Raw genomic sequence first — 12880 nt, 5'->3', positions numbered from 1 at the left:
CATTTCCACGTCGGTGGCATCACCAGAAGCAGCAGGCGCCTCGGACTCAGCGTCCTCAGCGGGCTTGTCTGGGGTCTCGGCAGCCTTCTCGGAGGAATCCGCGGACTCCTCAGCAGCCGGTGCGGATTCGCCTTCGTCACCGATGATGGCGATGACTGCGCCCACGTCTACGGTGTCATCTTCCTCAGCCTTGATTTCGAGGATGGTGCCGGCGACCGGGGAGGGGATTTCGGTGTCGACCTTGTCGGTGGAGACCTCGAGCAACGGTTCGTCGACCTCGACGGTGTCACCGACGGACTTCAGCCACTGGGTAATCGTGCCTTCGGTTACGGATTCGCCCAGTTCGGGCATCACAACAGAGTGTGCCATAAGTGTTAAGACTCCTCGAAAGTTGGAATTAGTGAAACGCTAGTGTTTGATTCTACAGCGTGTTTATAAAAGCTGCGCATGGGTGGGGTGAATTGGGGCAACCTCCACAGGAAGTGGCTGAAGGTGGGCTCCGGTAGGCTAAAGAGCCATGTTCAACCCCTTCCGCCGCAATAGCTCCAAGTCCCAACTGCGCCCGCCCCGCGCACCGGGGGAGACCATTCGCGCAGAAGACGCCCAAGAGCTTCAAGCCTGGGCTCAGGGACGTGCCTTTATTGAGGCCTTTATTGAACCGGAGACCGTGGTCAACGAGATGTCTGTCGTTGTGGTGGATGAAAACGGCGCCTTCATCCGCCGTCGCATTGGTGGGCCCAAAGGCATCGACGCGGTGGCTAAGCTTCTGCGCTGCGATGTCTATGACGTCGAAGAGACTGGTTACCCCCAGCGCATGCGCGAGCGCATCGAGCGAGAGCGCATTCTGCGCAAGCGGGAGGAACAACGCGAGCGCCGTCAGCGGTTTGAGCAGCGACAGCAGCGGAATGGCCAGAACGGCAATTAGAGGGGTGCTGCCTAGCCAGTAATGATGGTGGCGCCTGCCTTCTCAAGCTCTTCCAGAGCGGCGGCGCCGCGGGCCTCGTCGACAGGCGCGCAGTAATCCGCCAGCACACGCACCGTGAATCCCTCCGCAAGGGCGTCGGCAGCGGTGGCGCGCACGCAGTGATCGGTAGCGATGCCCACGATGTCCACGGCGGTGATGTCGTGCTCGCGCAGCCACTCTGCCAGGGGAACGCCGTCGGCCGTGCCTTCGAAACCGGAATACGCAGCGGTATATTCACCCTTCTTGAAATAGGCCTGGGCGGGTCCGATCGCTTCGTGCATCGCGGCGCCGAAGGAATCGGCCACGCAGTGCGTGGGCCAGGTATCAACGAAGTCTGGATTCTCGGAGAAGTGGGTACCCGGATCGATGTGCCAGTCCTGCGTGGCAACGACAGTGTCGTAGGAAGGCTGGAGGGCACCGATGCGATCGGCCACCTCATTTCCGCGCTCGGTGGCGAGGGCTCCGCCGGGGCAGAAGTCATGTTGGACGTCGACAATGATGAGTGCAGGTGTCATACGCGGCAATTCTATACGCTGGGAAACGATGAAAACACCGATTCCTTTTTATCTACAGAAGATCCTTGATGGCGTTCACGATCACGATTCCGGAGAAGTCGCGGACTATATCCCGGAGCTGGCTGCCGCAAACCCCGAGCAGCTGGGGGTTGCGCTGTGCTCTGTGACGGGCCACCTCTACAGCGCCGGTGACGCGGAGACCCGCTTTACCATTCAATCCATTTCCAAGCCCTTCGTCTATGCCCTCGCTCTGAGCGAGTTCGGCCCTGACGCGGTTCGTGAGGTGGTAGGACTCGAGCCCTCGGGGCAGGCCTTCAATGAGTTATCCCTAGCCAAGGACCACCGCCCCCTGAACCCGATGATCAATGCAGGTGCCATCGTGGTCAATCAGCTGATTAATGGGGTGGAGTCGACCGTGGTGGACCGCGTGGAAAAGATCCGCGCCTTCATATCCCAGTTGGCGGGGCGCGAGGTGGACGTCGATAAGCGCCTGTGTGACTCGGAACTTGAGCACGCTGAGCGCAACCTGTCCCTGGCACATATGCTGCGCTCCTACGGCATCATCCAGGACGATGCCCACGACGCCGTGCTGTCCTATACCTCGCAGTGTGCCCTGTCGGTGGACGTGCGCGACCTCGCCGTCATGACCGCGACCCTGGCTAATGGTGGCCGCCAGCCGGTAACGGGGGAGAAGATTTTGGACGCCGACGTCTGCCGCATGACGCTGGCGGTGATGAGTTCCTGCGGCATGTACGACGGTGCTGGGCGCTGGATGGCGGAGGTGGGAATCCCCGCTAAGTCCGGCGTATCCGGAGGACTCATTGGAACGCTGCCGGGGCAGATCGGCGTGGCGACGTTCTCGCCGCGTCTCGATGAGCAGGGAAATAGCGTGCGCGGAACCGAAATCTTCCGCGAGCTCTCCTCGGACATGGGCCTGCACTTGATGTCCACGGAAAACCGCTTTGGTGTGCACCCAGTTCGCAGCGTCGACGAGGACGACGACACCGCGATTATCCGCCTGCAGGGCCACATCAACTTCACCGCCACCGAAGCCATCCTCCACGAGCTGGAGGAGCGCCAGTTCTCCGGCAAGCGCTTGGCCTTGGACTTCTCCCAGGTCTCTGGCCTGCACAAGGTGGGCCGGCGCATGCTCAAGGAAGGACTGCGCCGGCTGCGTGAGGAAGGCAACGAGGTCGCGCTTGTCGACGACGACGGGCTCGTCACCGACCGCGCCATGTCCGACGGTACGGTCCTCCCATTGGCGGATAAGGAGGACTACGTCATCGCCGGCGAAGAGGTGTGAGCGGCCTAAAGCCGCTCACACGAAGGGACACATGGAAGCCGCTCTGATTTAGGCTTCTGCGATCTCGCGCAGCGCTGCGACCACGGTGCGCACCGGAACTCCGGTGGCGCGCTTCGGGGTGTAGCCGCGCGGGGCGGAACCGTTCCAAGAGGGGCCGGCGATATCGATGTGGGCCCACTCGATGCCCTCGCCCACGAACTGCTTGAGGTAGGTGCCGGCGAACTCCATGCCGCCCTCACGCTTCGCATTGATATTGCGGATGTCCGCGGCCTGGGACTTGATCTCCTCGTCGTGCTCTTCCAGCAGCGGCATGGCCCAGGCGTTCTCGCCCACCTCGCGGCCGATTTCGGCGAGGCGATCGCGGAAAACCTCGGAGCCCATGATGCCGGAGGTGCGCGAACCCAGCGCCACGATCTGTGCGCCGGTGAGTGTCGCGGTCTCAATGAGGTAATCCGGCTTGTCCTCGCTGGCGCGCGCGATGGCGTCCGACAGCACGAGGCGGCCCTCGGCGTCGGTGTTGAGAACTTCGGAGGTCAGGCCACCGTAGTGGGTAATGACATCGCCCGGGCGGGTGGCGCCAGAGCCCGGCATGTTCTCAGCCAGCGGCAGGGTAGCGGTGATCTGAACCGGCAGCTTCAGCTTGGCCGCCGCGATGATGGTGGCCGCCATCGCAGCAGAGCCACCCATATCCGAAATCATGTCCCACATGCCATTGCCTGGCTTGAGGGAGATGCCGCCGGTATCGAAGGTAATGCCCTTACCTACAAGAGCCACGTGTTTCTTGGCCTTCTTGGGCTTCCAGCTCAGGCGCACCAGACGCGGCGGACGGGCAGAACCCTTGCCTACCGCGAGGATACCGCCGAAGCCCTGCTTCTCCAGCTGCTTTTCATCGAGCACCTCGACGTCAAGACCGGCTTCCTTTGCCTGGCCGGAAAGGAATGCGGCGTAGGACTCCGGGTAGAGTTCGTTGGCGGGGGCATTCACGAGGTCGCGGGCAAGCAAGACAGACTCGGCCACGGTGCGGGCTGCCTCGAATTCTTCGGAGACAGACTTATCAGCCACCACCACGAAAGTGGCTGGTTGTTCCTTCTCCTCCAGTTCGGTGGAGCGAATGCCGCGATAAGCGTAGCCGCCGAGGATGAGACCCTCGACAGCAGCAGAAACACCGAAGTCCGCCAGGCTGGTCACGATGGTGCCCACGCCTGCGGTGGCGCGGGCCACGGAGCCGGCGGCGCGGCGCAGGGCCTCGGCGTCAAGCTCCTCTACATCGCCCAAGCCCAGCGCAATGACCTGAGCAGCGCCCGCCTTCTGCGGGGCGGGAACCTTCACGATTTCCCCGGCCTTGCCCGTCGCGCCCACGGCCGCGAGAGCCTCGTACGTCGAGCGCAGTGCGGACGAGCTGAGAAGAGAGGTGCCCGGCACCTCGAGTCCCTCCTCGCCGGCGAAGGCGGCGATCAGCAGGGCATCTGCCTGCTTGGGGGCCTTCTTGGCCAGCTCAACAGTGGGGAAAGAGCCGCGTGCGGGCAGTTCGAACGTGGAAGAAGCCACGATGTCCTCCTTGAGAAAAGTGACAATGGGATACTCCTCACACACTACCCGTGTCTATGGTGTGGAACGTAGTGGGATTACAGTGGGATTACGGTGGGAGTGGGGTGGGGTGGCAGCGGGGCTAGTGGGCTAGCCGAGTGGACTTAAGGAGTGGTGATCTAGCTAAGGCATTTCTGCATCTCTATAGGGGGCTAAGGAGTACGCTGTAATCCATGTTGAATTACACCGTGACGCGAACTGAAAACCCCACCTCCCCGAAGCGCCTGCAGGAGATTCTGGCGAACCCGGGCTTTGGTAAGTACTTCACCGACCACATGGTGACGATTGACTGGACTGAGGACAAGGGATGGCACGACGCGCAGGTACGCCCCTACGCGCCGTTTAGCATGGATCCGGCGTCCACCGTCTTCCACTATGGCCAGGCCATCTTCGAGGGCATCAAGGCCTACCGCCAGCCCGACGGCAGCATCGCCACCTTCCGCCCGGAGCAAAACGCGCAGCGTCTGCAGGCTTCCGCTGAGCGTATGGCTATGCCGCAGCTGCCGGAAGAAGAGTTCATCGAGTCCCTGCGCCAGCTTGTCGACGTCGACCAGGCCTGGGTCCCCGAAGCCGGCGGCGAGGCAGCCCTGTATTTCCGCCCTTTCATGATTGCTACCGATGTGTCCCTGGGCGTGCACCCGGCGCACTCCTACCGCTATGTCGTCATCGCCTCCCCGGCAGGCGCGTACTTCACCGGCGGCAGAAAGCCGGTGTCCGTCTGGTTGTCCACCGACTACGTCCGCGCTGCTCCCGGCGGCACGGGCGCGGCCAAGTTCGCCGGCAACTATGCGGCCTCACTGCTCGCCCAGGCGCAGGCCGCGGAAAAGGGCTGCGACCAGGTGGTGTGGTTGGATGCCATCGACCGCACCTACATCGAGGAGATGGGCGGTATGAACCTGGCCTTTGTCTACGGCGAGGAGGGCAACCAAACCCTGGTGACCCCGGCGCTGTCGGGTTCGCTGCTGCCGGGCATTACGCGCGCTTCGCTTCTGCAGGTTGCTGAGGATATGGGGCTGAAGGTCGAAGAGCGCCGCATCACCTACAAGGAGTGGGAGCAGGACGTTGCTTCCGGTGCCATGGTGGAGGCCTTTGCCTGCGGCACCGCAGCCGTTATTACCCCGGTGGGCCACGTCATGGGCGACGAGACCGACTTCCACATCAACAACGATGAGGCCGGTGCTACGACGATGGCCCTGCGCGAGCGCCTCACCGGCATCCAGCGCGGGTCCGTTGAGGATACCCACGGCTGGCTGCACACGTTGGTGGAGGCGAACTAAGCGGCTTTGATTAGGCGAGCTCTGCGGCCAGCTGCACCAGCGGCAGGGCCGCGAGCGCGCCGAGGGGGAAACCTTCACTTAGATTCAAATCGAGTAGCGGTTCAATCCCGAGCTCCTTGAGGGCGAGGGCATACGCCGGTTCGGGGGTCGTGCTTCCCGCGCGCAGCCAGCCTTTCACGCCGGGGGCACTGCGCTCGGCGAGGACGGCGGCGGTGGCGGCCAGGGGGCCGTCGATAAGCACCGGAGTCCGCCGCGCTGTGGCTTGGGCGATGAAACCCACTAGTGCTGCCACACTCGGGGTGCCGATGGTCTGCACAACTTCCCAGCCCTCCAGGTTGCGGGCGCGGAACATGCAATCACGGACAATGCTCACTCGTGTCTTCCACTGTGCATCCGTAATACCGCTGGCGAGCGTATTCGTCCCCACGATGGCCACCGGTTCGGTGTGGGTAATCCGGCCCATAAGGCTTGCGGCGACGGTCGCGTCATCGATGCCACGAGCCGACGCTATGAGTAGATCCGAACCGGAATCGATCTCGCGATCTGCGGTGGCCATGCCCACATCGATGAAGGACTCGAACTCCGCGGGAGTCATGGCGGCGGAGGTGGCGCCAGGCTCAGCGCTGGTGGGTTCTGCGCTGGTGCGCTCGACGAAGTCTATGCCTGCCCCTGCGCGCTGCGCAGCGCTGAAGAGGTGATCGCGCCACCGTTCCTCATCAGCAGGGGAGTGCTGCGTGAGCTCGCCGTCGTCGGTGGTGTGCACCGCGATAGCGGGATTGCTGAGAAAGACAATGGCGCGAGGGCGCTGAAGGGGCTTAGCCTGCTGAGAATCCTGGGCTGCCGCCAACCACGCCGCAATCTCTGCCACGCGGTTTGGTTGTGCTGCGCTTGAAGGGCGCAGCTGGGGAACGGCGGTGAATTCAGGCATGTGTCCTCCGGATTAGACGGTGGCTCCGCGCTCCACCTGCGGGCGCGGGGTGCGCCACTTACGCGGCTGGGAGGCGCGGGAGTACGCGTAGAAGCCTAGGCCAAAACCGGCCTCGGTGGTGCCGGGGAACTTGAGACGTACGGCGTTATTGCACTTGCGCGCGAGCCAGAAGCCCTCGACCGCGAAGACCACGATGACCGCCATGGCGCCGATAGAAACGATCTGGGACAGGCGCGGATCCCGGGTGCTGACGAACATAAGCACCAGCAGCACGATCATAAAGGGCATGACCCACTCGTTGATGAAGCGGCGGGAATCTACCCAATCACGCACGTAGCGGCGGACCTCGCCCTTATCGCGGGCGAGCAGGTAGCGTTCGTCGCCAGCGGCCATGCGCTCCTGTGCCACCTTGTTGCGCTCGCGGGACTCTTGGCGCTCTTTGCGCTTGTATTCCTTCCACTCCTGCTTGGACATGGAAGCCTTGAGCTCCTTGCGGTGCTGGTAGCGCTGCGCCTCCGACATTCCTCGGGGATCGCGCTTGACGCCGCGGGCGATTTCCTGCGCATCGCGCTTGGGCGTAGGGCGGCCCTTCGGCGGCGTGTAGCCCTTGCGGTGCGGTTTCTCGGCGGCGGGTTGCTCTTCCGGCGCCGGGGTTTGTTCGGCGGGTGAAGAGGTCTTGTCATCTTTTTGCCACGGAAGTTTCACGCTGTTTAGCGTACAAGGTCTAGCAGACATAACGGGAATAGGCCCGCGGGAGAGAGCGTTGTGGTTAGGGAACAGGACACCTGTGAACCACTAGTGAACTGTGAGGCATCCTTTCTTCCTCACCTGTGAGGGGGTAGGGTGGGCTCCAGAAAAATTCCGCATATATAAGAGGAGAAATCATGACCGCTCCCGCGTCTGCAACCGGAGTTATCCTGACCGAGGCCGCTGCTGCCAAGGCAAAGTCCCTGCTTGAGCAGGAAGGCCGCGACGATCTGTCACTGCGCATTGCTGTCCAGCCAGGTGGCTGCGCGGGTCTGCGCTACCAGCTCTACTTCGATGACCGCACCCTGGATGGTGACAAGGTGGACACCATTGGCGGCGTTAACCTCGTCGTAGACAAGATGTCTATCCCGTACCTCACCGGCGCCAAGATTGACTTCTCCGACACCATTGAGGCCCAGGGCTTTACCATCGATAACCCCAACGCTGGCGGCTCTTGCGCTTGCGGTGATTCCTTCAATTAAATTCAAGTAAAGTCACGTTGACAAAACGATGAAGCCCTCGTCCGCAGTGTGCGGCGAGGGCTCCGTCAGTTTTGTTGTTTGAACTAGAGCTTCACGGGGTAGTCGCGCTGCTCGATCTTCGGGTCGATGCGGTCTTCGACGAAGATGCCGTGCCAAATCATGAAGGACAGCACCGTCCACAAGCGGCGTGAGTGATCGGATACACCGTCGCGGTGCTCCTTGAGCATCTCCAGGACTTCCTTCTTGTTGAAGATGTCCTCGGTCTGGGACTCGGTAATCTGATCCTGGGCCCAGCCGTAGAGCTCATCGCCGGCCAGCCAGTGGCGCATCGGAACCGGGAAGCCCAGTTTCTTGCGGTGCAGCACGTGCGGGGGAACGATCTGCTCCATAGCCTTGCGCAGCGCGTACTTGGTCGTGCCGTGCGAAATCTTGAGGTCGTAGGGGATAGTTTCCGCGACCTTAAACACTTCCTTGTCGAGGAAGGGAACGCGCAGCTCTAGGGAGTTGGCCATGTTCATCTTGTCGGCCTTGACCAAGATGTCGCCGCGCATCCACGTAAACAGGTCGAGGTGCTGCATGCGGGCTACCGGGTCGAAGTCCTGTGATTGCGCGTAGATTGGTGCGGTGACCTCGCGGTGATCCCACTCCGGCTTGGCCCAGGGGAGCACCCGCTGGAGCTGCTCGAAGTTAAAGGAACGTGCATTGCCGTAATAGCGCTCCTCCATGGTCATCGAACCGCGGTTGAGCAGGGACTTGCCCTTCATTCCTTCGGGGAGTACCTGTGAGAGCTTGCCCAGGCCGCGACGCAGCGGGGAGGGGATCTTCTCGAACGGAGCCAGGGAGAGAGGCTCCTTATAAATGGTATAGCCGCCGAAGAGCTCGTCCGCACCTTCGCCGGAGAGCACCACCTTGACGTGCTTGCGGGCTTCCTGGGCCACGAAGTACAGCGGAACGAGGGAAGGGTCCGCGACGGGGTTGTCCAGGTACCACATGATCTTCGGTACAGCGTCGGCATACTCCTCAGGGGAGACGATCTTGACGATGTGCTCCACACCGATCGCCGCGGCGGACTCGGCGGCGACATCCACCTCGGAGTAGCCCTCGCGCTCGAATCCCGTGGTGAAGGTGAGTAGGTCTGGGTTGTGGCGCTTGGCCAGAGCTGCGATGGCGGTGGAATCAATGCCACCGGAGAGGAAGGAGCCGACGGTGACGTCCGCACGCATGTGCTTCTCGACGCTATCCTCCAACGCCCGGGCGATCCTATCGAAGAGCTGCTGCTCCTCGCCCTGCTTGACGGGTTGGATGGGGAAGCGGGGCTTAAAGTAGCGCTCCGATACAACTTCTTCGCCAGGGCGAAGCGTCACGGTGCAGCCAGACTCGACGCGGCGAATATTGGCGTGGAGGGACTCTGGCTCAGGCACGTACTGCAAGTCTACGTAGTGCTCGATGGCGCGCCTATCAAGGCTGAGGTCTAGACCGAGCGAGTCGGCCATCGAAAGGATGCACTTCATCTCCGAGGCGAAGACCGTGCCCTCCTTGGTGGTGGCGTAGTAGAGCGGCTTGATGCCGAACTGGTCGCGGGCGGCAAACATCGTGCGCGTTTCGGTATCCCAGATAACGAAGCCAAACATGCCACGCAGGTGCTCTACGACGTCCTTACCCCAGTGGTGATAGCCCACGACGATGGGCTCGCCGTCACCCTCGGTGTTGAAGGTATAGCCGGCGGCACTGAGCTCTTCGCGGAGTTCTACGTAGTTATAGATTTCGCCGTTGAAGGTAAGGGCATAGCGCTCGGGGTTGTCCTCGGGGCCCCAGCGGAGCGGCTGATTGGAGTGTTCGAGGTCGATGATAGATAGGCGGTTAAAGCCAAAAGCCGCATCATCGTCGTGCCAGGTTCCGGCAGCGTCCGGGCCGCGGTGGCGCATGCACTGAAGAGACTGTTCAAGAGCTTCCAGGTGCTGGGCGGCGTTGCGATCGGCGCTCAGTAGCGCGCAGAGTCCGCACATAAGCTTGCTTCTCCTTATAGATCAAGGTTCATCTCCGGAACACTTTACGGCCGCGGCCAAACGATCTGCGAACCCCGCGCCGCGTTCCCCGTTAGGGTGCGAACTTTCGGATGATGCAGGGGTGTGCGGCTTGTGAATTGGGTCATAGCCGGGAGGGGGAGGCTGGGGGAGCTGGCGTGATCTTGTGCAGGTGGGCCGGTAACATTCCGTACGTTCACTACTTATAGGGCAGGTCCAACGCCCAAACAGTCCAGCGAAAAGGCCTGAAAATCAGGCAGGATGCTCTATTCTGATTGGGTAGGAATGCTCTGTGAGTATTCGAGAAGTTTGTGTGCACAGAAAGGCAGAACACACGTGGGACAGCGTAAGCAGCGCAACCTCGGCCGTAAGGCAGGCCTAGCGGGCGTCATAGCTTTGGGCGGTCTAGCCCTTGCGGGTTGTGACGTCGCAGCGCCGACGGCAGTTGAGAACCTCCTAGGCATGGGTTGGCCGAAGGGTATTACCCCTGAAGCGACCTCGATGTACAACTTCTGGATCTGGGTCTGGGTTGCTGCATGGATCATCGGTTTCATCATGTGGGGCCTGTTCCTCACCGCTATCTTCCGCTGGAATGCGAAGAAGGCTGAGAAGGCCGGCAAGGGCGAGTTCCCGAAGCAGCTGCAGTACAACGTGCCGCTGGAGATGGCTCTGACCATTATCCCGATTCTGATCATCATGGGACTGTTCTTCTTCACTGTTCAGGCTCAGCAGAAGGTTACGGCGCTGGACAAGAACCCTGAGGTGACCGTGGACGTTACCGCCTTCCAGTGGAACTGGAAGTTCGGTTACGCCGAGAACAAGGTTGATGGCGAGAACTACGATGGCGCCGATGCTGAGCGTCAGAAGCTTGCCGAGGAATCCTCCCTCGACCCGGAGGGCACCCCGAACCCGAACCCGATTCACGGTAAGTCCACCGGTGACATCTCCTACCTCAACTTCAACAAGATTGAGACTGTTGGTACCACCGAAGAGGTTCCGGTTCTGGTTCTCCCGGTTGACACCCCGATCGAGTTCCGTCTCGCCTCCGGCGATGTTTCCCACTCCTTCTGGGTTCCGGAGTTCCTGTTTAAGCGCGATGCCTACGCGCACCCGGAGAACAACTCCCAGGAGCGTCGCTTCCAGGTAGAGAAGATTGAGGAAAAGGGCGCCTTCGTTGGTCGCTGTGCTGAGATGTGCGGTACCTACCACGCCATGATGAACTTTGAGATTCGCGTCGTTGACCGCGCAGACTTCAACGAGTACCTCAAGTTCCGTGAGGAGAACCCGCAGGCAACCAACGCCGAGGCTCTCGAGCACATCGGTGAAGAGCCCTACGCAGTTACCACCGCTCCGTTCAACTCTCTGCGCGACACCCGCGATGCCGACAACTTTGTCGACACCGCTGAAGCGGCATAAGAAAAGGAACTGATAGAAAATGCGTGCAACATCTAAGGTCTTTTATTCCATCGCGACCTACCTCTTCGTGTCGCTCATCGTCTACGTCATTGGCGTTAACTACGTCAAGGATGATGGCTACATGTACGGCACCGAGTGGGTCGGCATCGTGGGCTTGGTCCTCGCTATGCTGCTCTGCCTCATGCTGGGCGGCTACCTGCACTTCACCGATAACCGCTCCGACATCGCGCCGGAGGATTGGGAAGAGGCGGAGACTGAAGACGCAGCCGGTATCCTTGGCTTCTTCTCTCCGAGCTCCATCTGGCCGCTGTGCATGACCGGCTCCATCGCAGTGCTGGGTCTTGGCATCATCTTCCTCTACTTCTGGATGATCATCCTGGGCGCAGTCCTGCTCGTCACCTCCGTGACTGGCCTGTCCCTGCAGTATGGCCTTCCGAAGGAAAAGCACTAAGGCTTAACCTTTTCTGCCGCGCTTTCTAGCATCACGACTTCTCACGCCTCCGCCACACCTAGTGGCGGAGGCTTTGTCGTTGAGAAGACTGCGTCGTAGTGCGTTGCGGAAAGTTCCCAAAAGGGAGAAAAAATTTCGATTTGGGTGGAGTGCTGGGGGAGCGGGTGGCTTGCCGAAAGTGTGTAACTCTAGGTCTGTGCTTAGAATTCCAGCACGTTAACGGCCATTTTTACGGGGGTCATCCGAAAGTTGCAGTCCTGCACTTTCGCCCGCGGTGGCGGGTGTGATTTATCTCATTAGCGTTGGTCCGACCGGTTTCGGATTGCGGGCAAAACGTACCTCTTCTTGACCTGTTGCTGGCTTCACAACTGGCGTTGCCAAGTCTCACTACCTGCAGGGATGGGGCGTCGTAAAGCGCGCTAAAAAGTTCCCGACTACCTCCTGGGAGCTCTATGGTTCCTGCCTGGGGTGAAAACTGTGAAGGTCTAGGTCGTGGCCTCAAAAAAAACGGGGGGAAATTAGATGACTTATGCGGTCAGACCAGCCATACTGTTATGCGTGACGAGCGTAGTTTCTAACCAAGGTATGGCAGCACCACGTGTTGCCGCGCTGAACCGACCCAACATGGTCAGCGTCGGCACCATCGTGTTCCTGTCTCAGGAATTGATGTTCTTTGCTGGACTGTTCGCGATGTGGTTCACCTCGCGTGCGAACGGCCAGGAGGGTGACTGGGCAGAGCACACGGCGCACATCAACGTGCCCATGGGCTTCCTCATTACGAGTGTCCTGGTCCTTTCCTCCGTGACCTCTCAGTTCGGCGTTTTCGCAGCAGAAAGGGGTGACGTTTACAAGCTCCGACTCTGGTACTCGGTGACCATCGCGTTGGGTGTTGTCTTCCTAGGCATCATGGCGTTCGAGTGGACAGAGTTGATCATGGCAGGTCTCACTGTTCAGTCCAGTGTCTTTGGTTCGGTCTTCTATATCCTGACCGGGTTCCACGCGGCACACGTGACTGCGGGTCTGATCGCCTTCGGAATTATCTTGGCGCGAATTGCCCGCTCCAAGTTCACGCCTGCACAGGCCACCGCGGCAATGGCAGTGTCTTACTACTGGCACTTCGTTGACGTTGTGTGGATCGGCGTGTTCGTAGTCATCTACCTAGTTCAGTAGGCCGTAGTCGCCGGAG

At 60.9% G+C, this 12880-nt stretch carries 13 protein-coding genes; 7 read left to right on the top strand and 6 right to left on the bottom strand.

The genetic code is table 11. The features are described 5' to 3' along the window. The coding region (locus HMPREF2565_RS00175) for a biotin/lipoyl-containing protein (protein WP_304441151.1) at window positions 1-369 on the bottom strand (369 nt) is incomplete at its 3' end. 148 nt (window positions 370-517) lie between these two features. On the opposite strand from HMPREF2565_RS00175, the gene HMPREF2565_RS00170 reads away from it, so the two are divergent. Further along, window positions 518-925 (top strand): hypothetical protein, encoded by a 408-nt coding sequence (locus tag HMPREF2565_RS00170; RefSeq protein WP_046647933.1) that lies wholly within the window; start codon window positions 518-520, stop codon window positions 923-925. Between the two features lie 11 nt (window positions 926-936). On the opposite strand, the gene HMPREF2565_RS00165 is transcribed toward HMPREF2565_RS00170, so the two are convergent. Further along, on the bottom strand, window positions 937-1479 hold the full coding sequence (locus HMPREF2565_RS00165) for an isochorismatase family protein (RefSeq protein WP_049156249.1): 543 nt from the start codon (window positions 1477-1479) through the stop codon (window positions 937-939). 28 nt (window positions 1480-1507) lie between these two features. On the opposite strand from HMPREF2565_RS00165, the gene HMPREF2565_RS00160 reads away from it, so the two are divergent. Then, window positions 1508-2782: a glutaminase gene (locus tag HMPREF2565_RS00160; RefSeq protein ID WP_071406685.1), complete on the top strand. Its 1275-nt coding sequence runs from the start codon at window positions 1508-1510 to the stop codon at window positions 2780-2782. 48 nt (window positions 2783-2830) lie between these two features. Here HMPREF2565_RS00160 and HMPREF2565_RS00155 read toward each other — a convergent pair whose 3' ends face one another. After that, on the bottom strand, window positions 2831-4330 hold the full coding sequence (locus HMPREF2565_RS00155; protein ID WP_070546907.1) for a leucyl aminopeptidase: 1500 nt from the start codon (window positions 4328-4330) through the stop codon (window positions 2831-2833). Window positions 4331-4542: 212 nt separating this feature from the next. Here HMPREF2565_RS00155 and HMPREF2565_RS00150 point away from each other — a divergent pair, with 212 nt between their 5' ends. Beyond that, the gene (locus HMPREF2565_RS00150; RefSeq protein WP_071406684.1) at window positions 4543-5646 is read left to right on the top strand and encodes a branched-chain amino acid aminotransferase; all 1104 of its coding nucleotides are present in this window, start codon (window positions 4543-4545) and stop codon (window positions 5644-5646) included. Between the two features lie 10 nt (window positions 5647-5656). Here the strand turns inward: HMPREF2565_RS00150 and HMPREF2565_RS00145 are convergent, their stop codons facing one another. Continuing rightward, the gene (locus HMPREF2565_RS00145; protein ID WP_071406683.1) at window positions 5657-6574 is read right to left on the bottom strand and encodes a nicotinate-nucleotide--dimethylbenzimidazole phosphoribosyltransferase; all 918 of its coding nucleotides are present in this window, start codon (window positions 6572-6574) and stop codon (window positions 5657-5659) included. 12 nt (window positions 6575-6586) lie between these two features. Next, entirely contained in the window at window positions 6587-7279 is a 693-nt protein-coding gene (locus HMPREF2565_RS00140) for a DUF3043 domain-containing protein (RefSeq protein WP_071406682.1), read from the bottom strand. Between the two features lie 179 nt (window positions 7280-7458). Between HMPREF2565_RS00140 and HMPREF2565_RS00135 the strand changes: the two genes are divergently transcribed. Next, window positions 7459-7803, top strand: a complete 345-nt coding sequence (locus HMPREF2565_RS00135; RefSeq protein WP_070512402.1) for a HesB/IscA family protein — start codon at window positions 7459-7461, stop codon at window positions 7801-7803. A gap of 83 nt (window positions 7804-7886) precedes the next feature. Here the strand turns inward: HMPREF2565_RS00135 and asnB are convergent, their stop codons facing one another. Continuing rightward, window positions 7887-9809: an asparagine synthase (glutamine-hydrolyzing) gene (asnB, locus tag HMPREF2565_RS00130; RefSeq protein WP_046647940.1), complete on the bottom strand. Its 1923-nt coding sequence runs from the start codon at window positions 9807-9809 to the stop codon at window positions 7887-7889. A 354-nt stretch (window positions 9810-10163) separates the two neighbouring features. Between asnB and HMPREF2565_RS00125 the strand changes: the two genes are divergently transcribed. The 3 genes from HMPREF2565_RS00125 (at window position 10164) to HMPREF2565_RS00115 (ending at window position 12864) form a co-directional block, all read left to right on the top strand. Beyond that, the gene (locus HMPREF2565_RS00125; protein ID WP_070515787.1) at window positions 10164-11243 is read left to right on the top strand and encodes an aa3-type cytochrome oxidase subunit II; all 1080 of its coding nucleotides are present in this window, start codon (window positions 10164-10166) and stop codon (window positions 11241-11243) included. A gap of 19 nt (window positions 11244-11262) precedes the next feature. Continuing rightward, entirely contained in the window at window positions 11263-11694 is a 432-nt protein-coding gene (locus HMPREF2565_RS00120) for an aa3-type cytochrome oxidase subunit IV (RefSeq protein ID WP_046647941.1), read from the top strand. A gap of 585 nt (window positions 11695-12279) precedes the next feature. Further along, window positions 12280-12864, top strand: coding sequence for an aa3-type cytochrome oxidase subunit III (locus tag HMPREF2565_RS00115; protein ID WP_010190575.1), 585 nt, complete (start codon window positions 12280-12282; stop codon window positions 12862-12864). Window positions 12865-12880 lie beyond the last annotated feature (16 nt).

This window comes from Corynebacterium sp. HMSC072A04, assembly GCF_001809235.1.
Classification (GTDB): Bacteria; Actinomycetota; Actinomycetes; order Mycobacteriales; family Mycobacteriaceae; genus Corynebacterium; species Corynebacterium hiratae.
The sequence above is the reverse complement of the archived record's forward strand: the minus strand, read 5'-3'. Positions and strand labels throughout refer to the sequence as shown.